Here is a 23,293-nt window from a genome sequence, read left to right as displayed (position 1 = left end):
TGCGCTCCCCTTTTTTCTGCCTGAAGGCTTCCCTGTCTTTAGCCTTCTTTCTTCTTCACATACAGCACCAGGCTATGGCCGGTGAGCTCGTAGCCGTGCTCTTCGGCAATCTGGTGCTGCAGCTCTTCGATCTTCTCGTTATGGAACTCGATGACCTTGCCGGTATCGGTGCACACCATGTGGTCGTGGTGGTCGCCGCGGTCGAGCTCGAATACCGAGTGGCCACCATCGAAGTTGTGGCGAATCACCAGGCCGGCACTCTCAAACTGGGTCAGTACCCGGTACACGGTGGCCAGGCCAACATCTTCCCCGGCGTCCAGAAGCAGTTTGTACACATCCTCTGCACTCAGATGCTGTTCGCTGGCACTCTCCAGCAGTTGCAGAATTTTCACTCGCGGCAGAGTGACTTTGAGGCCCGCTTTGCGCAGTTCCTGATTTTCGGTCGACATGAGTATTAAAGTTCCGGATGTGTGCTCGTGATCGCTATATCGTCGTTCGAAATAGTCGCTAGTAATAAATGGCGCTCCGCCTGTCGGCAGGCGCACAGTTCGGGTATTATCCACGCCCAGTGAAGGCAGCGGAACCCCGAACGCGGAATCGGACGGGAAAGTGCGACACCCCGCACCCCGCAGGCCCGCTCCGGGCAAGTGAATACCCACTTACAGGAGCGGTGACGCGGCTGACACCCGGCAGCGCTGCGAGCCCGCGGAACTTTATCGGCGAATTGGCGACTATTCCTATCATGTCGCCCAACCCGATGGCGCCTGCGCCGGTCGCGTCGATGTTTGCCGTGTCGTCCGCTATGCTGTCGACGATACCGGGGCAGCCCACTGCACCCCGTTTTAGGGAACCCAATAAAAATTCAGATGGAGCATTCAATGCCATCAGTTGTACGAATTCTACTGATTACCGCCCTCTGCAGCGTCGCTACCGCCTGCAGCCTGTTCAAGTTTCCCGGCGTGCACCGCATCCAGGTACAGCAGGGCAACATCGTCACTCAGGAAATGGTGGACCAGCTGAAGCCCGGCATGACGCGCCGACAGGTCCGCTTTGTACTGGGCACACCGCTGCTGGAAGACACCTTCAACCCCAACCGCTGGGATTACATCAATCGTGTGCGTACTCCGAAGGGTGAAGAAAGCCAGAAGCGCTTTTCCGTATACTTCAACGGCGACCGCCTGATGGGGACCAGCGGCGACTGGCAGCCGAGCAACTGGCCCTGATTCTGCCCTGAACCGCCAGGCTGGGCTTAACCGCGCTGCGCCTGGCGCTTCGCCTTCTCTGCGCGCTGCTTGCGCGCCTCCTTCGGATCGGCAATCAACGGCCGATACACTTCCACGCGATCCCCCGGCTGCAGCACATACTCGGACGCCACGGCCAGGCCCTTGGTGCCCAGCGCCTGACCGAAGATACCCAGCTTGGCGCTCGCCGGGTCCACTTCCGGGTATTCCCGGGGAATCCCCGAAAGCTCCAGAGCCTGCAGCGCAGTCGTGCCCGGCTCCACCAGCAGGCTCATCAGGCGCTGCTCGTGCGGGAGGGCATACACCACTTCCACGGCGATGGTTTGCTTGTTACTCATTGGGGTTCTCCGTAAATCTGTTTGGCTCGCTCGCACATGGCATCCACCATCTGGTTGGCAATGCCACTGAACAACTTGCCCGCGGCAACGCCAAGCAGGCGGTTCCGGGCCAGAAACTGCAGGGTAAACATGACCTTGCAGGCGCCCTCACCCAACGGGGTAAACGTCCAGCAGCCATTGAACTCACTGAACGGGCCATCTACCAGTACCAGCTCCATTTTATCCGGGCGATGCAGCTGGTTGCGGGTTACAAAGCTCTGGCTGATACCGGCGCGGGAGAGGTCAAGCCGCGCCTCCAGGGTGTCTTCATCCCGGTGCAGGATTTCCGCCCCGCGGCAGCCGGGGAGAAACTGGGGGTAGCTGGCCACGTCGTTGACCAGGTCAAACATCTGCTCTGCGCTGTACATCACCAGCGCGCTGCGCTCAATTTTTGTCATCGATCAACTTTTGTCATGGTTCAAAGGGGGTTGTTGCTCAATTCTTGCCCCTCGAAGGCGGATTTCTTGCCTATCCTGTGTCGCGCAGGGCAAATTTCGCCAGCGAAGCTACTCAAGGCGGATAAATCCTGCAACAATCCGTTTTTATCGGCCCAAGGATGTACCGGGGCTATGACAGTTGCTGCGGCGCTCTAACAAGAGGACGAGAGGCGATCTCCCAAGTCCGGCCCGGCAACTATTCTGGCGACAAGAATAACAGGCAAGTGAGAAATCTATGTCCGCAGCGCGAGAACATTTTGGCTCCCGTATTGGTTTTATCCTGGCTGCCGCCGGCTCCGCAGTGGGCATCGGCAATCTGGTGTCTTTCCCGGTGGCCGCCACCAAGAGTGGCGGCGGTGCCTTCCTTCTGGTCTACGCGCTGTTCGTCTTCTTTATCTGCCTGCCGGTGATGATGGCCGAACTGGCCCTCGGCCGGCGTACAGATAAAGACCCGGTAGGTGCGTACCGGCAGCTCTCCGGCGGCTCCAGGCTGTGGCGTATTCCCGGCTGGTTCGCGCTGATTACCCCGTTCATGATCGCCGTATTCTATATGGTGGTGACTGTCTGGGTACTCGGTTACCTGGTGGAAATCTTCAAGGGCAACCTGACCTCGTTGACCACCGAGGCGTATTTCGGCGAGTTTATCAATTCCAAAACCGTATTCGTGTACCTCATTGCCCTGATGCTGATCATCAATGGAGTACTCTCGCTGGGGGTTAGAGACGGTATCGAGCGCGCAGCCAAGACCTTGATGCCGATGCTGTTTGTGATGCTTGTGGCACTGGTGGTGTTTGTGCTCACCCGGGAGAACGCCATTATTGGGGTCAAGTACTACCTGATCCCCGATTTCGCCAAGCTCAGCGGCGAGGTTGTGAGCAAGGCCATGGCCCAGGCGTTCTTCTCGCTGTCGCTGGGTATGGGCATCATGATTACCTACGGGTCCTACATGAAGAAACGGGACTCCATCCCCGGTTCCGCCAAGGCCGTGGCCCTTACCGACACCCTGGTCGCCTTTACCGCCGGCCTGCTCATTCTGCCGAGTATTTTCCATTTCAACCCGCAGATCGACACCGCCACCCTGAGCGACTCCTCTGCCGGCATGATCTTCCTGTTCCTGCCCAAGATTTTCCTCTCCCTGCAGGACAGCATCGGCTATTTCGGGGCGAGCATCTTCGCCGCGGCCTTCTTTTTCCTGGTCTTCGTGGCGGCGCTCACGTCCCTGGTCTCGATCATTGAAGTCCCCATCGCCACCCTGCGCGACGAGCGGGGCATGTCTCGCAAGAAGGCCATCTATGCCGTGGCAGCGGTGCAGTTTGTACTGGCGGTATGCTGCGCAATGTCCTTCGGTATGGCAGACTGGCTGACCCAGTTCATCACCCTGGCTGGCAGTGACAAATCGTTTTTCGACTTGGTAGAAATCCTGTTTTACGACACCATACTGCCTCTCAACGGCCTGTTGGTGTGTATCTTCGTGATCTACAAGTGGAAGCGGGCCAACTTTGACAAAGAACTGCAGGAAGGCGACAAGGGCTTTGCCGGCTCGCTGTCACAGAAGTACGTCAACTTCTCCCTTGGCACCTTTATTCCCGCGATCCTTCTGCTCGTATTCATCAACACAGTCATGCTGAAGTTTTTCAATACGAGCCTGTTCAATCTCATTTAAGTTGTATCCATGGCGAAAAAGAAAAAGGCCCCATCCTCGAACACTATTGCCCTCAACAAGAAGGCAAAGCACGATTACTTTATCGAAGAGAAGTTCGAGGCGGGCCTGGAATTGCAGGGCTGGGAAGTCAAATCCTGCCGTGAAGGCAAGGCCCAGCTCACCGACAGTTATGTTCTGTTCAAAGACGGGCAGGCGTGGCTGCTGGGTGCGCGCATCCAGCCGCTGACCAGCGCCTCTACCCATTATGTCACCGAGCCGGACCGCACCCGCCGCCTGCTGCTGAACAAGCGCGAGATCGCCAAACTGGTGGCCGCGGTCAACCAGAAGGGCTATGCCTGTGTATGCACCGCCATCTACTGGAAAAAGCACCTGATCAAGTGCGAGATCGCGCTGGCGAAGGGTAAGGCCTCCCATGACAAGCGTGAGACCGAGAAAGAACGCGAGTGGAACCGGCAGAAACAGCGCATCATGCGCACCGATAACCGCTAACAGGGCGACTCCAGCCAGCGCCGGATTAAGACAGAGCGTCAACTCGACAAAAGAATAATTACAGGATTTACCATGAGTGCACCGCGAGGACAGTTCAGCTCCAACTTTGGCTTCCTGATGGCCGCCGCCGGCTCCGCTGTCGGCCTCGGCAATATCTGGGGCTTCCCCACCAACGTGGCCGCCAACGGCGGTGCCGCGTTTGTGATGGTCTACCTGATACTGGCGTTTCTGCTCGCCTACCCGGTGCTGATGGCGGAACTCGCCATCGGCCGTTACGCGCGCCGCAATATGGTCCAGGCCCTGCGCAGTATCTCCACCGGCCCCGTCAGCCGCGGCGTGGGCACCCTCGCAGGCTTCGGCGGCATTCTCGTGGCCTCGCTGATCCTCAGCTTTTACGCGATTGTGGCCGGCTGGATGGTCTCACATCTTGCCGACCCGTTCGCCACCCTGATCGGCGCCAGTGACACCGCTAGCTGGCTCACCAGCGACAGCACCTCCCGCAACTTCGCCTTTACCGCCATCTTCAGCGGCCTCACCATGCTGATTATCGCCAGCGGTGTGGAAAAAGGGATCGAGCGCTGGTCCACCCTGCTGATGCCCGCATTGATCATCCTGCTGCTGCTTTTGATCGTCTATGTGTTGACCCAGCCAGGCGCGATGACCGGCCTCGATGCCTACCTGCGGCCTGACTTCAGTGAGTTATCCCCTCAGCTGCTGCTCTCTGCCATGGGCCAGGCCTTCTTCTCCCTGTCTCTGGGTGTGGGCACCATGCTGATCTACGGCTCCTACCTCAGCAAGGAAGAGAGCCTGCCGCGCCTGGGTGCACTGGTGACCCTGATCGATGTGGGTATCGCCTTCACCGCCGGCCTGCTGATCCTGCCTGCCATGTATGTGGCCCAGGAAGCCGGCACCCAGATTTTCTCCGAGAGTGGCGACCTGATTGCCGGCCCCGGTCTGATCCTGCAGGTACTGCCGGCACTGTTCGATAATATGGGGCCGAGCGGACTGTTTGTGGCGATCGCCTTTTTCGCACTGATGGTGATCGCTTCCCTCACCTCGTCGATCTCCATGCTGGAAGTGCCCGTAGCCTTTTCTATCGAAAGCCTGGGCCTGAAGCGCAAGCCCGCGACCCTGCTCACTGGCGCGATCATTTTCGCCATCAGTACCCTGATCATTTTCAATTTCGACGCACTATTCGGCCTGGTCATTTCCATCAGCACCGAATATGGCCAGCCGCTGCTGGGTGTGGCGCTGTGTATTTTTGCCGGCTGGATCTGGCGTCGCGACCAATTGCTGATGGAGCTGCAGGAAGGCCACCCGGGTATCGAGAAGACCCTGTTCTGGAAAGTCTGGCCCTGGTATGTGCGCATTGTCTGCCCGCTGCTGATCCTGGCCGCCTTTGCCCAGACGGTACTGTAAAAGACACCCTCACGGCCGCAGGCTCTTCCTGCGGCCGCCCTCCCAGCCCGCCTGCCACCTCCCCCTGGCGCACCCACTCAACTCATACGCGCATTTCTCGCCACCGCGGACTATCATTGCCGCCCATCTGTCCGCGCAACCCAGAACCTGTTCCGTCATGTCATCCAAACGTCCGCCTTTCAAGGCATCCACAAAAGGCCGCAAGGCCGCGCCACACAAGCGATCCGCCAAGTCCTCCAGCAAGCCGTCCGCCAGCACCCCGACGGTGGCCATTGACGCACTCAGCCATGAAGTGCGCGGTATCGCGCGGCTGGATGGTAAAACCCTGTTTGTGGACAACGCCCTGCCCGGGGAAACCGTAAAGGTCCGCTACCTCGCGCACCGCGCCAAGTTCGACGAAGCCGTGGCAACAGAAATCATCGAGCCCGCACCCGAACGCCAGCAACCGCCCTGCCCCCACTTCGAACTCTGCGGCGGCTGCGCCCTGCAGCATATGCAGCCGGACGCGCAAATAGCGGCGAAGGAAAAAATCCTGCTCGACCAGTTGCAGCGCTTTGCCCACACCAGTCCCGCAGACGTGCTGCCGCCACTCACCAGCGACAGCGTCGGCTACCGCAACAAGGCGCGTCTCGGTACCCGCTATGTCAAAGAGGCGCATAAAAAAGGCGAGGGAAACAAGCCGAGACTGGTTTTAGGATTCCGGGAAAAGCGCTCCAACAACCTGACCGACATCCGCGAATGCTTGGTGATGCCGGAAGCATTCTCCCGTCAACTCCCGCACTTGCACCAACTCATCGACCGGTGCCGGGAAGGCCGGCACATCTCCCATGTGGAAGTTGCGGCTGGCGAAGAGGCCATCGCCCTGGTGGTACGCCACCTCAAGCCGCTGCCGGAAAGCGATCTTCAGCTATGGCTCGACTTCGTGCGGCAACAGGGATGGCACCTGTACCTGCAAGCGGACGACACCCCGCACAAAGTCTGGCCCGAAGACGGCGAGGAAAGGCTCAGCTACACCCTGCCGGAATTCGGCCTGACGATGCACTTCCATCCTCAGGACTTTGTGCAGGTCAATTTCGCCATCAACCGCCAGATGGTGCAGCGCGCCATCGCACTGCTGGACCCGCAGCCTAACGAGCGCGTGCTGGACCTGTTCTGCGGTCTGGGCAATTTCACCCTGCCGCTGGCCAAACGCGCAGCGGAAGTGGTGGGTGTAGAAGGGGCGCTCGACCTGACCCGCCGGGGCCGCGAGAACGCCGAGCGCAACCAGCTCAACAACGTGCAATTCCAGGCCGCCGATCTCACCGAGGACTTTTCCACCAGCCTCTGGGCCCGCGGCGGCTTTGACAAAATCCTGCTGGACCCACCCCGCACCGGCGCCCTGGAAGTGGTGCGCAATATCGCCCACTTCGGTGCCCAGCGCATCGTCTATGTCTCCTGCAACCCCGCCACCCTCGCCCGGGATACCGCGGAACTTTTGCAGCGCGGCTATCGTCTAAGCAAAGCGGGAGTAATGGACATGTTCCCCCACACTACCCATGTGGAGTCCATCGCCCTGTTTGAACGGCAGTAACCGGTTGGTCACAAAATTGTGCCGCACCACTATGGTGTCAATTGGCCTTCAGGTATACTGACCGACACGCAAATGCGTTTCGTGCCCCTAGCTCAGCTTGCTGACGGGAGGCAGAGAATCCGGGGGTGACTTGGATTCGACGCCGGTGACGAAACCATGGGTGCATGCCGTGATGGCAGCGAATCACGTAAATCCAAAGCTGTATTTTATTAGTTGCCAACGACGACAACTACGGTGCCCAACTGGCTGCGTAAGCAGCCCGTGACGCACTACTAAGGGTTCGCCCCTTAGCGGCCTTCAGTAAGGTGCCAGTACCGCGCTGATGGCTGTCATACAGAACTGGATCGTCCTGAAGCGTGCCTGACGTGGATGGCCTAAAACTTATTCAGGCTCGCGAGTTACGTCCTGCCCGTTGGGCTGTAACGAGCTAAATCAATAGACGGATCTAAGCATGTAGAGCCTCTGGCAGAGTGCTGACGGACGCGGGTTCGACTCCCGCCACCTCCACCAAATTAAAAAGCCCCGTTACCGCAAGGTAACGGGGCTTTTTAATTTAGCGAGCTGCCTCGAGTGGAATGCAAAGCGAGGGTTCAATCAACGCGCAGCGCGTCAAGACAGCCGCAGGCTGCCCCGAAGGGGTGAGGAGCGCAAGTGACGAATCACTCCCGCCAACGGACTCACACCACATATAAAATCCCAACTCTCGCCCTTCACTCTCAGGCAAGACCGCTCGACACACTTGGAAGAATGCAGCGTCAATATTTTACTCTGACCCCAGTATTCCGAAAGCCTCAGCGTCCACCAGTCAAGCCCATGGGGGGGGGTAAATCTCTGGGGCTATTCACATACACCATGCGGGAAACCAAATCGACACACCCACAAATTAAGAGAAGGGGGGTAAAAAATTGGCTAAAGAGCCCGCAAATTTACAGCCAAAAAATTACGATGACGCCAAAGTTAGAGCCCCCGCTCCATCATCAACCCATCCTCCCTGCTCACGTGCTATCACTGAATCAGCTAATCACAACTTCTGAATGTAAACTCGGCGGGAGAATCAAGCGACATGAAAAACACATTTATCAGAACCGCTGCCGCACTCGCACTCATGGGTTTCGCCCTTCCGAGCCTACACGCCCAGGACACCCCGGCTCCAACAGAAGAAGAAATAAAGGAAGCCAAGAAAATCGGGTACTCTCCATACCCCGGCCAAGACTTCCCGAATCAAGTGCTCTTCGGTGAGACCCACCTTCACACAAGTTACTCCACCGATGCCGGGATGGTAGGCTGCACGCTTACGCCGGAAGATGCCTACCGCTTCGCCATGGGTGAGGAAGTCACCTCCAGCACTGGCGTCCCGGCACGCCTTAATCGTCCGCTCGATTTCCTCGTGGTGTCAGACCACGCGGAGAACCTGGGCCTCTCCCCTGCCATCGCCGTTTCGGACCCGGACCTGCTTAAAAATGCCTGGGGTAAAAAGCAACACGATCTGGTTAAGTCCGGCACCGAGGGTGCGCTCCAAGCCTACGAAAACTGGATGGCCAAAAATGCCGCCCGTGACAACCCGCTGGCAGATATGCCCGAAATGATGGAGAACTACTGGAAGAAAATCATTGAGGCCGCAGAAAAGTACAACAGCCCGGGACGTTTTACCGCCTTCATCGGCTATGAGTGGACGTCGATGCCCGATGGCAACAATATTCACCGCAATATTATTTTCCGCGACGGCGGGGACAAAGCCAGCCAGGTCCTGCCGTTTTCCCAGTACGACAGCTTCGACCCTGAGGACCTGTGGAAGTGGATGGCCGCCTACGAGAAGAAAACTGGCGGCCGTCTGCTCGCGATCCCGCACAACGGCAACCTCTCCAATGGTTTGATGTTCGACGATCAGACGTACACCGGCGACCCCCTCACTGAGGAGTACGCGAAACGCCGCATGAAGTGGGAGCCCATCTATGAAATCACACAAATGAAGGGCGACGGTGAAGCCCACCCGATGTTCTCACCAGACGACGAGTTCGCCGACTATGAAACCTGGGACCGCGGCAGTTTCGGGCCACAACCCAAGACCAAGGATATGTTGCCCAAGGAATATGCCCGCGAAGCGTGGAAGCGAGGTCTCGTATATGAAGCTAAACTGGGCGCCAACCCGTTCAAGTTCGGTGTGATCGGGTCAACGGACTCCCACACGGCATTATCCACTGCAGAAGAAGACAATTACTTCGGCAAGGTCAGCCTACTCGAGCCTAGCGCCGCGCCGGTTCGCTTCGAGGAAGTGGTCGCAGGTCGGCCGGCGCCGAAAGGCAGCCAGTCGTACGCCAGCCAAATTGGCGCGGCTGGCATTGCCGCGGTCTGGGCAAGGGAAAATACACGTGAAGCCATCTGGGACGCCATGGCCCGCAAGGAGGTATTCGCCACAACCGGCACCCGCATTCGGGTTCGGGTGTTTGGCGGCTTCGACTTCTCCGAAAAGGACCTGCTGCGCTCTGACTTCGCCAAGAACGGTTATGACAAAGGTGTGCCTATGGGAGGCGACCTGAAGAAGTCCGACAAAGCACCGTCCTTTCTCGTCCGCGCCTTGCGCGACCCGGACGGTGCCAATCTCGATCGGATTCAGATGATAAAAGGCTGGGCGGACGCCAAGGGCAAGACCCACGAAAAAGTCTACGATCTCGCGGTTTCTGGCGGCCGAACCATCGGCACCGACGGACGCAGCAAAGAGCCCGTCGGCAATACCGTCAATGTCGAGCAAGCCACGTACGACAACTCGATTGGCGCAGTAGCACTGGATGCGTATTGGAAAGACCCTGACTTTGATCCAGCACAAAAGGCCTTCTACTACGTGAGGGTTATCGAGATCCCCACACCGCGCTGGACGACCATCGACGCAAAGGTCTTCGGGGTGAAGCGACCGGACAATGTTCCCACCACCATCCAGGAACGCGCCTACACCTCACCGATCTGGTATACACCTCAGTGAGCCGACAGAGGCGATGTGGTAAATGGCAATAAGGGGACCCTGTTGTCCCCTGCCCAATATCGATGTAGCAGCTTTTACACCTTACAGAAGTACCCCCGCCTCATGGTGGGGTTATATGTGGGGCCCACGTTAGGAGCCGCATGAAAAGTCAGTATTGACGGGCCATACAGCCAATTATTCGACTCCCGTCATCCCACCAAATCAAAAAGGCTCGTCACCTCAAAGTAGCGGGCCTTTTTAACTTGTCCGAACTGACAATAACTCAGAACGCGGGCACGCTAATCAACGTCCTATAGATTTCGTATAGGCCCACACAAACCACCGAACCTGGCAACAGGCAATTTACTGCCGAGGTTCAATCAGTGCATCGCCCGGAACAAATATCCAGCCCTCCCCCTCTGGCACCTCTGCATCGGGCAGACAAAGCGCATCCGGCTGGCAGTGAAACAACCACGCCACCAGCGCACACAGCAGCGCATCTCGCTTGTCTTCGTGATCAATGCCAAAACCGAATCCGGCCGTGTTCCACGCCTCGAGCTGGGTGTCTGCGGGTTCAGTGCGATATTTCTGTAACAGCTCGCGCACGCTTTTTGAGGGCTTGCAGGCGGAGGGATAGGCCTCAAAGGCGGTAAGCGCTGCGCCCTTGCGCCAGACGCCGGTAGTGGCGACTTCCGGGGCGAAGCGTGCAAGTACGTGCATGCCCTTGGTGGCCTGGCTGCCGATCATGTCTTTGACCGGGGACAGGGGTTTCAGGCCGCGATGAAAAAGGAAGTGTTCCGTGTAGCGGAACAGGTAGGGGTTGCTCGCCGATTTTCCGATATCACCAGCGGCGCCGCGACCGCTTATGAGATTCAGGAATGGCTGTGAAAAACCGAGCGGCGTATCAATGGCCATCACCACTGGGGGGCAATCCCCCTGAATATCGATTTCGCAGTACCGCAACAGCGTCTGGATCCATTCCTGGGTGCTGCTGGCGTCATTGATCGCCACACGCAAGTTGCCGCGCCAGGGCCGGCCAAGCAGGTTCCGCTCTCGATCCAGTACCACTAACGCATCGCGACTATTGGCATTGCTGTCGCAGTTCCAGCCACCCACATCCCAGCCAATAAAAAGAGGCTCGACACTCATGATGGCTTCAGTCTCCGCAAATACTCGTGGCTCTCGCCCTCTTCCACATCGCAAACCCCTCGGGTCGCCAGATAGTGCTGATTAAACACCGAGAAATAGTGCCGCAGCGTGTCCGCCGGCTGCACCTCTTGCGCCAGCAACAGGCAACTGATGGCGGCCTCTGCGGTTGAGAAGCGGTGGCTGCGGCCGGAGTCTCTTACGGAATAGGAGCGCACCAGGTTTTCCGGCAGGCTCAGGCAAGGAACTCGGTCCAGCCACCGGCTGAGGCCAATCATCCGGCTGCACTGCTTCCAGGTCCCGTCCAGCAGGATCAGAGTGGTCTTTTTGTTGCTGTCCGGCAGTGCGCGAACGGTCTCTCTCGCGCAGTTTTCGGTACCGTCTGCGGGAAACACCACATAACAGTCCCGGTGCGGGTCGTCGAAAATTGCCTTCAGTTCCTCGGGTGCCTCCAGCCGGTTCCACAGGAATGCCGGGGTACCGGGAAACACATCAACGATCAGGCGGCCGGTGTTGGTGGGCTTGAACAATTCCTTGCGGTGCATCAGCAGCACAAAGTCCACAGAACATTCCAGAGAGCTTTCCGCGCTGGGGCGCCAGGCACATATGCAGGCGAACGCCGCCATCTGGCATGCGGGGCAACGCTGCACACTTTTGCCTTTGGCCCGGAAGGGTTTGGTGGACTTGGCGAGCTCACGCGCGCGCAGGCGGGAGTAGGAATTGGGAGTCATAGCCAGTTACATGCTGCGGCTGAATTGGCGATATTTTACACGCATTTTTGACCCTATACCCAACGGGGTTATGGCTTGACTCCCTAGTGGCTAGAGGGTGTTAAATGGCGGTAAGGCTAAGTGGGAGCACCTATGTCCGATTACTGTTATGTCCGATTGCTGTGAATCCAAATCCGAGGCACTGACTCAGCTGCAGACGGGGAAGCGCCGACGCACGCTGTGGATCGTGCTGGCCATTAATGCCGTGATGTTTATTGCCGAGCTCGGCGCAGGCCTGCTCGCACAGTCACAGGCGCTGATCGCGGATTCCGCCGACAACCTGGGCGACACACTCGTCTACGGGATGAGCCTGTTCGTGGTCGGGAAAAGTATCCAGTGGCGTGCCGGTGCCGCGTTTGTGAAAGGACTTATCCAGCTCGGCTTTGCGCTGGCCGTGGTCGCAAGCATCATCGCGAGTCTGCTCGGTCACGCCGAGCCGGTCGGGGTTGTGATGTTGGCCGTCGCCGCCGTCGCCCTTGTCGGCAACCTCACCTGCTTTGTGCTGCTGATGCGGCATCGCGGGGAGGACGTGAACATGCGCTCCGTATGGCTCTGCTCCCGCAATGACGTGATTGGCAATATCGGCGTGATCCTCTCCGGCGCTCTGGTGCTATGGCTGGATGCTCGATGGCCCGACCTGCTAATCGCCAGCGCCGTTGCCCTCATATTCCTGCATACCTCCTACGTCGTGCTGCGCGATGCGTTTCGCGCATGGCGTCAGGGCTGAATCGCAGCGGGGGCGGGCCGGGATAATCAGAGCGCACAAAATGCCAGTGGCACTGCAAACCCGGAGATCAAAAGTGAGGCCGCGGCGACCGAGTCTGGCAGTGGGACTGCAAGCAGGCCTGACGCCGAGCCTTTCGGAAAAGAGGACGCCGCAGCCCAAACCACAGTGAAGTCCAACCTGAACCGTGACGTGTATTTCGGTAATCGCCATCACGGGCTACCGGCTCAGCTATAAATCGAACCTTTAGCCTTCCAGTCCCAGGAAGTTCCAAACCAGGATTCGGAACGATGCTGCGTCAATAGCGGCGGACAGTGACTCAAACGTTCCTTTTGACACTGGCCCGCAGCATTTAGGAAAGATGACTGTAGAAGAATCCGGCGTCTCTGGAGTCCTGATAAACTCATTTCGTTCGCTGCTACTCTATGCGTTCTCTGTGCCCTATCGTGCAGGGTAACGTCCGTTCACGATTTACGCGCTGCGGGAGCCCCACCGACCACGGCAAAGTCAGAAGGCCCCGACGCTAATTGCGGAGGCTCCTTCAGTGCCCGGCCTCCTCAACCGAGGCCGGGCGCTCAGCTCCATCGGAAAGAGGGCTGGTCAGCAGCCAGGTAGCGGAATTTTCCACATCGCACGCGAGAGACGATCCGATAGAACAAGCCGCCCCCCCTTCAGCAATTACTCCCCCGCCCGCTGTTGATAACCATATGTGCTCGCTACTCATATTTCTGCTGGCGTCTATATTTTTCCTCGAATGACCTTGAGCTCACTAATCGGCATATCCCCTGCCGCCAACACCCACGAGGTTTCCAATCTGAACTATTTTTGACGCAACGGTAATAGCACAGACGCCGCCGAAGGAGGCGGCATCTGCTCCTTCGCCCTGGACTATGCCCATGTCACTCTGAGTGAACGTGCGATGGAGTCGACAAGCGGGCTCAATAGGGACCCCACACTTATGACATTACGTAACCGCACAGCATCACTCGCCTTATTATTCGGACTTTTCGTGACATTATTCCCGTTCAGCCTCGCGCAAGCTCAAGGCTATGGCCGATACGAGACCTTCGGCAAGGGCCCTAGCGATCACTGGATGATGGGCGCAGAGATCTACCTGTGGGGCGCCAGTATCGGTGGCGATACGAGAAGTGGCGACAGTATTGATATCGGCTTTGATGAACTGCTCAAGGACCTGGAAGTCGGTTTTATGGGCACCCTCGCCGCAAGCCGGGATGAATGGACTCTCTTTGCTGACATGCTTTATCTGGATGTATCCGACGATATCCGACAAACCGTCCGTTTTCAGGGTGACCGGTTCCGCGTTGGTGCCGATATTGATCTGCAAGGTTTTACCGCCACGCTGGGTGGTGCTTATCGCTTCTACCAGTCCGGGATATCGAATATCAACGTCACGTTGGGCATGCGCAATTTATGGCTGGATGTTGATGTCAGGGGTGACCTCAGCCGACTCCGCAGCTTTAGAATCTCTGACTCAGGTAGTGTCTGGGATGGCGTTATTGGGCTTCGTGGCAAGACCGATCTCGATGATCGCTGGTATCTCACCTATTACGCGGATATCGGGACCGGGGAAAGCGATTCCACCTGGCAGGCACTGGCGGCAGTCAATTACCGCTGTTACCGCTACGATATTGTTGGTGGCTATCGCTACTTGAGGTGGAACTTTCACAACTCCCTCTATTTTGATGATCTGGATCTGAGTGGGATTTTTGCGGGCGTAAAATTTGTCTTTTAATTCCAGGGAAAAAGCGTACTTACTCGTTGACTCCCCCCGCTTTCAGATAGGCCTGCCAGTGCTCCTCTCTCACCAGCTGCCTAACCTTAGCGCTGTTCAATCGTCGGATAGGCTTACCATCGGTGCTGGAGCGGCCAGTAATTCGGATCTCCCGCTCCGGGTACACAGACAGCTCTACCGGGAATTCGAAGTCCAGGTGGATATGCTCATACTCGATCAGTTTGCTTCCGGCACGGATACACACCGTATCCCGCTGGTAGGTCCAGCCAAGACATTGTAAGTGGTGCTCCAGCGCTTCAATTTCATCGGTAAACACATGCAGGTCGATATCACTGCCTTCGCGTATATTACCCGTGCTGACCGAGCCAATCAGGCGCGGTGAGAAAGCTTCGAGGTGCTTCATCACCTCAAGAGCACACATCCGCATGCGGAACAGCCGCTCATTGTGGGAATGCGGATCCTGTAGTTGTCCCAGTGCATGCACCGCGTCTGAAATCTCGCCGTTGGACGGAAGGTACTTCGGGTTGTATTTATATTGTTTACCGATAATGCGCCGCGCGGCGATTCGCTTGGCATCGAAGTACTGCCCAACGCCTTCGTTTACCATCAACCGGGCTGCCTCCTGAGTGATCAGGTGCCGGAAACGTTGCTCCTTGTTCATAGGTGGAGGCGGCTTCAGGCCGCGATCAGAGAATGGAAAGGCTTTAACAGCAGTAGGGCCTGCTCCGGAGACATGGTCGTCGCATTTGGGTCCCTTCCCTGTACGTCAAACTGCCTCAATTTTTGAAGCAGTGGCAGTCGGGGATCACCGGCAAACCTATGCCGGGTACGGCGAGGCGCTGTCATTAAATCCAGGTGATGTTGCACCAGCCAGACGATGTCCTCACACAGCACGCCCTGCAACATCTCGGCGCCAATGTGCTCATGACCGTGACTTTCAACGGCCTTGCCAACATCGTGCACCAGTGCGGAGGCCCACAAGATCGGTTCTAATGAGTTTGATCTGGCGATTTCAAACGCCTGAAGCGAGTGGAAAAGGGCATCGCCCTCGGGGTGGTACTTGGGGTTCTGCTGCACGCCATCCAGATCGTAGAGCAGGGAAAGAAGGTAGTCGTACAATTTGAATCCAGTCGATGCTGGCTGTCTGCTATCGGGTTATGCGTTGAGACTTCAGAGTAAGCCCAACGATGGAGAGTCTAGTCCCGAGAAATCTCGCTTACAAGCTGGCCGTCGAACACGCAGCCGCTACCGCATTAATCACCTCTGTGTACAACACCCGCCATACCTCAATCTTCAACGCCGACAGGTGCCCACCCGATTAAAGTTCGCGCATAAATCCGACCCCAATAAATGGCTCCCAACGAATTGACCACCGACACAGAAGACCTAACCTGATAGACAACACAACCAACAGGATAAAGACATGCGCTTACAGGGAAAGGTCGCCGTTGCCACAGGCGTCTGCGGCGGGATTGGGCAGTCCATCCTCAGGAAACTTGTCGACGAGGGCGCTCGGGTTATTGCGGTCGACCTCTCTGGAGACTCGCTGGACAAGCTGAAGAAGGATTACGGTGACGAGGTGACCACCACGGTTGCCGATGTGACCAAATACGCGGATGTGGAGGCAATGATCGCCGAGGCGATCGATCAGTACGGCCAGGTCGATGTGGTCATCAACAATGCCGGTATCGCTTTCCCCAAGCCGCTACTGGAGCACGATCCGGACAAGGACTTTGACGGCGTCACCGCGGTAAACCAGAAAGGTGTCTACCACGGCATTCTCGCCGCGGGTAAGGCGATGAAGAAGCAGGGCCGTGGCGGGGTCATCATCAATACGTCTTCGGTCTACGGCACCATGGCGTCGGAGCTGACCTTTGCCTACAACGTCAGCAAGGCCGCCGTCGATATGATGACCAAGTGTGCGGCACTGGAGTACGGGCCACACAAGATTCGCGTGTGTGCGGTAGCGCCCGGGCGCGTGGATACGCCGATGCTCCACCAGTACAAGGATCTCGGCCTCTGGGATCACATCAGGCGCGAGCACATGCGCGACGAGTTCACCCAGCCGGAAGAAATTGCCGAAGTTATCGCCTTTCTCGCCAGTGACGCCGCCAACTGTATCAACGGCACCACCATCTACGCCGCCGACGGCTTCGAGAACTTTAAATACCCGCTAAAATCGGGGTAGCGGAAATGCCTGCGCGAAAATCTGCTATCACTTATCTGGCTTAGCATCTTCGTTTCGCTACCCCGCCCGGCCTGCCCCATCGGCCAGTTACCGGATTGCAATAAAGACAACGACGATCGAGGTTTCCATGCGTCTGCTCTTCTCGGTTATTTTCCTGTGCCTTGCCCTCACCGGTTGCGGCGGTGAAGACAGGTCCGCAGACAAAGCCGCCCAGGAGTCGGCACCAGCACCGGATACGGAAAGCACAGGTACCGGCAACCAGAATACGAAAACCGCCGCCAAGCCATCCGCGAGCAGTGACAATGGCGAATGGCCCGACCGCAAGCACCTGCCGATCCCGCTGTCTCCGTTCGAGGGCAAGATCGGCAAAACCTACAAGGAGTCGGAACCGGACTGGCAGGATGGCCCCATGCCGCCGGAGGGCGCACCAAACGTTATTGTGATCCTGCTCGATGACGTGGGCTTCGGCCAAACCTCCACTTTCGGCGGACTGATCCCGACGCCCAATCTGGACAAGCTGGCCGAGGAAGGGCTGCGCTACAACCGCTTTCACACCACCGCCATCTGCGGCCCTTCACGCGCCGCTCTACTCACCGGCCGCAACCACCACGAGGCCGGTAGCGGCTTCCTGATGGAGTGGGCCACGGGCTTCCCCAGCTACTCCACCTACATTCCCAAAAGCACCGCCACCATTGGCGAAATTCTGCGGGACAACGGCTATGGGACCTGGTGGTACGGCAAGAACCACAACACCCCGGACTGGGAAACCACGGTGGCAGGCCCCTTTGACCACTGGCCCACCGGTATGGGCTTTGATTACTTCTACGGCTTCAACGCCGGTGAAACACACCAGTATTACCCAGTACTGTTCGAGAACACCCTGCCCGTGGAGCCGGATAAATCCCCGGAAGAGGGTTACCACTTCATGAGCGATATGACTGACAAGGCCATTGCGCGCATGAAGTTCGCCAAATCGGTGGCACCGAAAAAGCCGTTTTTCATGTACTTCGCCCCGGGCGCCATGCACGCGCCACACCACGTCACCGCCAAATGGCGCGAGCAGTTCAAGGGCAAGTTCGATATGGGCTGGGAAAAGTATCGGGAGCAGGTGTTCAAGCGGCAGAAGGACATGGGAATCATTCCGGCCGATACCAAACTGACACCGCGCCCGGAGTGGGTGCCCGCGTGGGACTCTCTCAGTGATGAGCAGAAAACCCTGTATAACAAGCTGATGGAAAACTTCGCCGGCTATTTCGCGTTTACCGATCACGAAGTGGGCCGCTTGCTCGATGCGGTCAAGGAATTGCCCGACGCCGACAACACCCTGGTCATCTACATTGCCGGCGACAATGGCGCCTCGGCCGAGGGTGGTCCCGATGGGACCCTGAACGAGATCCGCGCGCTCAACGGTATCCCCACGTCCATCGAAGAGAACCTCGCCAATATCGACAAGCTGGGCGGTCCGGAATCGGAGCCGCACTATCCCGTTGGCTGGGCCTGGGCTGGCAATACGCCCTTCCAGTGGGTCAAGCAGGTGGCTTCCCATCTCGGTGGCACCCGCAACCCGATGGTGATCAGCTGGCCTGCAAGGATTAAACCGGATGGCCAGGTGCGCGATGCGTTCCTTCACCTGGTGGACGTGGTGCCGACGATTCTGGAAGCAGCGAATATCCCAATGCCGGAAACCGTCAACGGCATCGAACAGAAGCCACTTGCCGGCAAGTCATTCCTCGCCAGCTTTACCGACGCGACGTTCGAAGGCCGCCCCGACCAGTATTTCGAGGTGTTCAGCAACCGCTCCATGTACGCCGACGGCTGGAAGGCCAACGCCCAGCACACCCTGCCCTGGCGCCAGGACCTGGCACCCGGTAACTGGGATCAGGATGAGTGGGAGCTCTATCACCTGGAAGAAGATTTTTCGGAAGCCAACGACCTGGCGCAACAGAACCCGGACAAGCTCGCCGAGCTACAGAAAAAATTCGAAGAAACCGCAAAGGACAAAGAGATCTACCCGCTGGATGACCGCGGCTCGGCGCGACTGGGGCTGCCCAAACCACCCGTGCCCGGAGCCGATACCAGTTCCGGAACCTATACCTACTACACCGGTGCAAAACGCATCGCCGAGGTCGCCGGTCCGCCACTGAAAAACGGTTCCTGGACCCTGACCGCCGAACTCAATACCGAGGGTGGCAAAACCGAGGGCGTCATCATGGCGGTTGGCGGGGTCGCGGCGGGTATCGTGCTGTACCTGGATAAAGGTGTTCCCGTATTCGATTACAACTACTTCGAAACCCACACCACGCTGAAAGGGAAAAAATCCCTGCCCGCGGGCGACGCCACCGTGACGGTGGACTTCGATTACCAAGGCAAGGAGCCCGGCGGGCCGGCCGCCATTAGCCTGAAGGTCAACGGTCAGGAGGTCGCCAGCGGCAAGATGGAGGCCACCGTCGGCGCCCGCTTCGGTATCGACACTTTTGGTATCGGTGAGGACTCGGGGCAACCGGTTACGAGTGCGTACAACCCCCCCTACCCGTTCACCGGCGAGATCAAGAAGGTGACGATTTCCACCGGGAAAGCGGCCGGATCACCGTAAGCATTGCCTTTTGAGCGGGTCGGCGGTTATGACAGACAAAGCACCCCGGGATTTACCCGGCTCTACTATACGTTGTATCTGCCTTTCTACGTCTAGAGTTCCGACCGGATTACGAGCGTAAATATGCGACACACAGTTATTGCCCTGCTGACAGCCACTTTACTTTCTGCCTGTGGCGGCGACAAAGCTCCGACGAGCGAACAGAACACGACCACAGCTCCCGAAGCACCCGTTGCTGGTCAGGATAGCGCCAGTGACGTCGCATCCAATGAAGAGGCCCCTCCGGCTACTGCCAACGATAACGCCGCCAAAGCGCAACCCGGCGAGGACGGCGTTGCCAGCAACCCGCTGCGGGACGCCTACTTCGGTGAAACCCATCTGCATACCGGGGTCTCCATGGATGCCTTTATTGGCGGCAACCGCCTGACCCCGGATGACGCCTACCGCTTCGCCAGGGGTGAAGAGGTCAAGGTCAACGGCAGCATGCACAAGATCAAGCGTCCGCTGGATTTTTGCGCCGTTACCGACCACGCCGAGTTTATTGGTGAAACCTACACACTGATGACCCCCGGGGCACCGGGTTACGACGACCCCCTCGCCAAGAAATTTCGCGACGTCACCGACCTGAAGGAAGCACTGGGCCTGTACAACCAATATGTCCTTACCCCGCTGGCGACCGGCAAGGATCCTCACCCCCCGTTCTTCCAGGGTGTCGAGTCCATCAAGTCGTCCTGGAAAAAGAATTTCGAGGCCACCCAAAAGCATTACGTACCGGGCAAGTTCACCACCATCCACGCCTACGAGTGGACCTCGGCACCCGGTGGCGCCAACCTGCACCGCAATGTGCTTTTCCGGGACACTAACGTTCCGGAGGTCCCCTTCTCCGCCAATGACGGTGCCGACCCGCAGGAACTCTGGAAGTGGATGCAGGCGCAGCGCAGCGAGGGGATGAAGGTATTTGCGATACCGCACAATGCGAACGAAAGTAAGGGCCGGGATTTCCCAGAGACCACACTGGATGGCAAACCGATCACCAAGTCTTATGTCGAGACCCGTGCGAGCATGGAACCCCTGATCGAAATGATGCAGGTGAAGGGTAACTCGGAGGTGGTGCCGGATTTCTGGCCCAACGATGAATTTGCCGATTTCGAAAATGCCCGCACGCTGCAGGATTACAACGACCGAAAGTTCATGAAGCAGAACTTTGTACGTTACGGCCTGACACGGGGTCTGAAGTACCAGGAAGAGTTCGGCACCAATCCGTTCAAGTACGGTTTTGTCGGCGGCACCGACAATCACAACGGCGCACCGAGCAATGTCGCCGAGGACAATTACAAGGTCGGAAGCCATGGCCTGGTGGATCGCACCGCGAAAGACCGCGCCAAAAATACACTCGAAGGTGAGATGCGGGTGGCGGACACCAACCCGGGAGCGATCACCGGAGTATGGGCAACCAGCAACACCCGCGGCGCTATCTGGGACGCCATGCAGGCACGGGAAACGTTTGCCACCAGTGGCCCGCGCATGAAGGTGCGCGCCTTCGCCGGCCAGGGCTTTGCCAGCACCTACGATTCCTACGAGGCCATGGTCAAGGATGGTTACGCCAAGGGCGTACCCATGGGCGGTGACTACAGTGGCGAAACGGCTCCACAGATTATGGTGTGGGCGGTAAAAGATCCGATTGGTCCCAACCTCGACCGTATTCAGATCGTCAAAGGCTGGCTGGAAGATGGCGAGATGAAGGACACCATCTACAACGTGGTGGCCTCCGGTGATCGCCTGCAGGAAGACGGTTCGGTTGCGCCCATCGACGCACCGATCGATATGAAAACCGGCGAGTTCAACAAGGAGAAGGGCAGCCCCGAGCTGATGGCGGTATGGACCGACCCTGACTACGACCCGTCACAGAAGGCCTACTACTACGTTCGTGTGCTGCAACTGCCGACCGCACGCTGGTCGCTCTTTGACGAGTTGCGCGAAGGTGTGAAATTCCCGGAAGACACCAAGATGCAGATTGTCGAGCGCGCCTGGGGCTCCCCGATCTGGTACACGCCGGAATAAATATCCCCTGGGAACAAGCGCAGCTAAAAACATAAGGATAGAAACGGCATGCTTTACCGCCTGATACGCGAGCCCTTCGTACACTTTGTGGCACTGGGAGCGGTGATCTTCGCCGCTTATTTCTGGCTTAACCGGGCGCAGGACAGCGAGCACCGTATTGTGGTCGACCAGCAGGACCTCGATCATCTGGTCAACCTGTGGAAGCTGCAATGGAAGCGGGAACCCGAATCCAGTGATGTGCAGGCACTGATCGACCGCTACGTGCGTCGCGAGGTGTTCTATCGTGAAGCGCTGCGCATGAACCTCGATCACAACGACGAAATCATCAAGAAACGCCTGGCACAGAAAATGGAAGCGGTGGCCATCGACCTCAGCACGCTGATGCAACCGGTGACCGATGACCAGTTGCGCGAGTATTTCCACAGCCGCGAGGACCTGTTCAAGCTCCCGCAGGCCTATGCCTTCCGTCAGGTGCTGCTTCTGCCACAGGAAAAGACGCAAACACAGGTAGATGCGTTACTGACAGCACTGCGAAAAACGGACGAGATCCCGCCCGCGCGCCGTCAGAAGCTATCGATACCCAACCAGTGGCCAATGACCGCTGCGCAGGAGCTGGACGGCGCTTTTGGCGAAAACTTCGCACAAAGCCTGGACACACTGCCCACCGGCCAGTGGGCCGGGCCGATTCGGTCGGGCTACGGATGGCACCTGGTGTGGATCGAGCGCAAACAGGAACCCGCGATGCCGGAGTTCGCGCAGGTGCGAGATTTCGTTGCGCGGCAGTACGAATATGAGTCCGGTATGAAGGCACAGGACCGCGTATTCCAGGAGCTGCTCGCCAAGTATCAGGTGCAGATCACCGCCGAACATATTCCCGGCACACTCAACGTTTCGTTTGCAGAAGAATGAATAGAATAATTCTCTGGTTGCTGGCCATCGCCTGTTCGCTGGCGACCTCGACCCTGTGGGCACACGAGATACGACCTGCGTACCTGCAGATCGAGGAGACCGCGCCGGCCACCTATGATGTTTTGTGGAAGGTCCCCAGCCGCGGCGACCGGGTCATCGACATTACGCCACGCTTTGATGCGTCACTGGAACTGAGCGATGCGAGGGAAACCCTGCTCGATGGCTTTGTGCTCTATCACTACCGGCTCAAAGGCGGAGGAAATAGCGACGGGTTACCGGGCACCCGGCTGACAATCGACAGACTTCCCAGTACCACCATCGATGTTCTAGTGAATATCCGCCTGCTCGAGGGCGGTGAATATTCCTTTTTGCTACAGCCGTCGGAAAATACCGTCAGTATCCCCCGCGAGCCGGACAAGCTCGGTGTACTGACCACCTATACCGGACTCGGCATCGAACATATTCTCGGCGGCATCGATCACCTGCTGTTCGTGTTGGCGCTGATCATCCTCACCCGCGGATTCGGCACCATCGTCAAAACCGTCACTGCATTTACCTTGGCCCACAGCATCACCCTGGGACTCTCGACACTGGGTTTCATCAAGGTACCCGGACCGCCGGTGGAGGCCACCATCGCACTCAGTATTTTATTTCTGGCACTGGAAATCTTACGCGGCATCAATGGCAATCCGACACTCACTGGAAGGAAGCCATGGCTGGTCGCTTTTATATTCGGGCTGCTGCATGGATTCGGCTTTGCCGGAGCACTGGCGGAGATCGGACTTCCGCAGGCGGAGATTCCACTGGCACTGGCCGCTTTCAACGTGGGCGTAGAAGCCGGGCAGCTGGCGTTCGTGGCGGTCGTGCTACTGTTGATAGCCGCCCTGCACCAGGTCAGGGAGTGGTCGCTTGCGGCGCAAAAAATCCCACCATACGCGATCGGTGCGATCAGTGCCTTCTGGGTGATCGAAAGGATCTGGGCATTTTAGATATATCA

20 protein-coding genes and 1 other RNA gene are annotated in these 23,293 nt (G+C 58.0%); 14 read left to right on the top strand and 7 right to left on the bottom strand.

The window, feature by feature from the left end:
* Positions 1–38 precede the first annotated feature (38 nt).
* Entirely contained in the window at positions 39–449 is a 411-nt protein-coding gene (fur, locus tag GTQ55_RS04025) for a ferric iron uptake transcriptional regulator (protein WP_161857578.1), read from the bottom strand.
* Between the two features lie 429 nt (positions 450–878).
* Here fur and GTQ55_RS04020 point away from each other — a divergent pair, with 429 nt between their 5' ends.
* Positions 879–1,223 (top strand): outer membrane protein assembly factor BamE, encoded by a 345-nt coding sequence (locus GTQ55_RS04020; protein ID WP_161857577.1) that lies wholly within the window; start codon positions 879–881, stop codon positions 1,221–1,223.
* 26 nt (positions 1,224–1,249) lie between these two features.
* Here the strand turns inward: GTQ55_RS04020 and GTQ55_RS04015 are convergent, their stop codons facing one another.
* Together GTQ55_RS04015 and GTQ55_RS04010 are read right to left on the bottom strand one after the other, a co-directional pair.
* Positions 1,250–1,579, bottom strand: a complete 330-nt coding sequence (locus GTQ55_RS04015) for an RnfH family protein (RefSeq protein ID WP_161857576.1) — start codon at positions 1,577–1,579, stop codon at positions 1,250–1,252.
* Positions 1,576–2,016, bottom strand: coding sequence for a type II toxin-antitoxin system RatA family toxin (locus GTQ55_RS04010; RefSeq protein WP_161857575.1), 441 nt, complete (start codon positions 2,014–2,016; stop codon positions 1,576–1,578). The genes GTQ55_RS04015 and GTQ55_RS04010 overlap by 4 nt, the downstream gene beginning before the upstream one ends.
* A gap of 274 nt (positions 2,017–2,290) precedes the next feature.
* Between GTQ55_RS04010 and GTQ55_RS04005 the strand changes: the two genes are divergently transcribed.
* The 6 genes from GTQ55_RS04005 to GTQ55_RS03980 all read left to right on the top strand — a co-directional run bounded on the left by GTQ55_RS04005 (position 2,291) and on the right by GTQ55_RS03980 (position 10,173).
* Positions 2,291–3,718, top strand: a complete 1,428-nt coding sequence (locus tag GTQ55_RS04005) for a sodium-dependent transporter (protein WP_161857574.1) — start codon at positions 2,291–2,293, stop codon at positions 3,716–3,718.
* Positions 3,719–3,727: 9 nt separating this feature from the next.
* Positions 3,728–4,207, top strand: coding sequence for an SsrA-binding protein SmpB (gene smpB / locus GTQ55_RS04000; RefSeq protein WP_161857573.1), 480 nt, complete (start codon positions 3,728–3,730; stop codon positions 4,205–4,207).
* 72 nt (positions 4,208–4,279) lie between these two features.
* The gene (locus GTQ55_RS03995; RefSeq protein WP_161857572.1) at positions 4,280–5,626 is read left to right on the top strand and encodes a sodium-dependent transporter; all 1,347 of its coding nucleotides are present in this window, start codon (positions 4,280–4,282) and stop codon (positions 5,624–5,626) included.
* Positions 5,627–5,783: 157 nt separating this feature from the next.
* Complete coding sequence (gene rlmD / locus GTQ55_RS03990) at positions 5,784–7,196, top strand: 23S rRNA (uracil(1939)-C(5))-methyltransferase RlmD (RefSeq protein ID WP_161857571.1); 1,413 nt, start codon at positions 5,784–5,786, stop codon at positions 7,194–7,196.
* A 121-nt stretch (positions 7,197–7,317) separates the two neighbouring features.
* Positions 7,318–7,706, top strand: a transfer-messenger RNA (tmRNA) gene (gene ssrA, locus GTQ55_RS03985).
* A gap of 553 nt (positions 7,707–8,259) precedes the next feature.
* Positions 8,260–10,173, top strand: coding sequence for a DUF3604 domain-containing protein (locus tag GTQ55_RS03980; protein WP_161857570.1), 1,914 nt, complete (start codon positions 8,260–8,262; stop codon positions 10,171–10,173).
* Between the two features lie 342 nt (positions 10,174–10,515).
* On the opposite strand, the gene GTQ55_RS03975 is transcribed toward GTQ55_RS03980, so the two are convergent.
* Together GTQ55_RS03975 and GTQ55_RS03970 are read right to left on the bottom strand one after the other, a co-directional pair.
* Positions 10,516–11,301: a DUF429 domain-containing protein gene (locus tag GTQ55_RS03975; protein ID WP_161857569.1), complete on the bottom strand. Its 786-nt coding sequence runs from the start codon at positions 11,299–11,301 to the stop codon at positions 10,516–10,518.
* A complete protein-coding gene (locus GTQ55_RS03970) occupies positions 11,298–12,029 on the bottom strand; it encodes a tRNA-uridine aminocarboxypropyltransferase (RefSeq protein ID WP_161857568.1) in 732 nt (243 codons plus the stop codon). Before GTQ55_RS03970 ends, GTQ55_RS03975 begins: the two co-directional genes overlap by 4 nt.
* 148 nt (positions 12,030–12,177) lie before the next feature.
* Here GTQ55_RS03970 and GTQ55_RS03965 point away from each other — a divergent pair, with 148 nt between their 5' ends.
* Together GTQ55_RS03965 and GTQ55_RS03960 are read left to right on the top strand one after the other, a co-directional pair.
* A complete protein-coding gene (locus tag GTQ55_RS03965) occupies positions 12,178–12,795 on the top strand; it encodes a cation efflux transmembrane domain-containing protein (protein WP_161857567.1) in 618 nt (205 codons plus the stop codon).
* A 955-nt stretch (positions 12,796–13,750) separates the two neighbouring features.
* A complete protein-coding gene (locus GTQ55_RS03960) occupies positions 13,751–14,545 on the top strand; it encodes a hypothetical protein (RefSeq protein ID WP_237567820.1) in 795 nt (264 codons plus the stop codon).
* Between the two features lie 19 nt (positions 14,546–14,564).
* Here GTQ55_RS03960 and GTQ55_RS03955 read toward each other — a convergent pair whose 3' ends face one another.
* Positions 14,565–15,206, bottom strand: a complete 642-nt coding sequence (locus tag GTQ55_RS03955) for a nucleotidyltransferase domain-containing protein (protein ID WP_161857565.1) — start codon at positions 15,204–15,206, stop codon at positions 14,565–14,567.
* A gap of 14 nt (positions 15,207–15,220) precedes the next feature.
* Positions 15,221–15,664, bottom strand: a complete 444-nt coding sequence (locus tag GTQ55_RS03950) for an HD domain-containing protein (RefSeq protein WP_161857564.1) — start codon at positions 15,662–15,664, stop codon at positions 15,221–15,223.
* 304 nt (positions 15,665–15,968) lie between these two features.
* Between GTQ55_RS03950 and GTQ55_RS03945 the strand changes: the two genes are divergently transcribed.
* The 5 genes from GTQ55_RS03945 (at position 15,969) to GTQ55_RS03925 (ending at position 23,285) form a co-directional block, all read left to right on the top strand.
* Positions 15,969–16,733: an SDR family NAD(P)-dependent oxidoreductase gene (locus GTQ55_RS03945; protein WP_161857563.1), complete on the top strand. Its 765-nt coding sequence runs from the start codon at positions 15,969–15,971 to the stop codon at positions 16,731–16,733.
* 127 nt (positions 16,734–16,860) lie between these two features.
* Positions 16,861–19,326, top strand: coding sequence for an arylsulfatase (locus GTQ55_RS03940; RefSeq protein WP_161857562.1), 2,466 nt, complete (start codon positions 16,861–16,863; stop codon positions 19,324–19,326).
* 123 nt (positions 19,327–19,449) lie between these two features.
* Complete coding sequence (locus GTQ55_RS03935) at positions 19,450–21,387, top strand: DUF3604 domain-containing protein (protein ID WP_161857561.1); 1,938 nt, start codon at positions 19,450–19,452, stop codon at positions 21,385–21,387.
* Between the two features lie 48 nt (positions 21,388–21,435).
* Positions 21,436–22,296, top strand: a complete 861-nt coding sequence (locus GTQ55_RS03930) for a peptidyl-prolyl cis-trans isomerase (protein WP_161857560.1) — start codon at positions 21,436–21,438, stop codon at positions 22,294–22,296.
* On the top strand, positions 22,293–23,285 hold the full coding sequence (locus tag GTQ55_RS03925) for a HupE/UreJ family protein (RefSeq protein ID WP_161857559.1): 993 nt from the start codon (positions 22,293–22,295) through the stop codon (positions 23,283–23,285). The genes GTQ55_RS03930 and GTQ55_RS03925 overlap by 4 nt, the downstream gene beginning before the upstream one ends.
* Positions 23,286–23,293 lie beyond the last annotated feature (8 nt).

The sequence above is a fragment of the Microbulbifer hydrolyticus genome (assembly GCF_009931115.1).
In the GTDB taxonomy this organism is placed as follows: Bacteria; Pseudomonadota; Gammaproteobacteria; order Pseudomonadales; family Cellvibrionaceae; genus Microbulbifer; species Microbulbifer hydrolyticus.
This window is presented reverse-complemented; position numbering and strand designations above follow the sequence as displayed.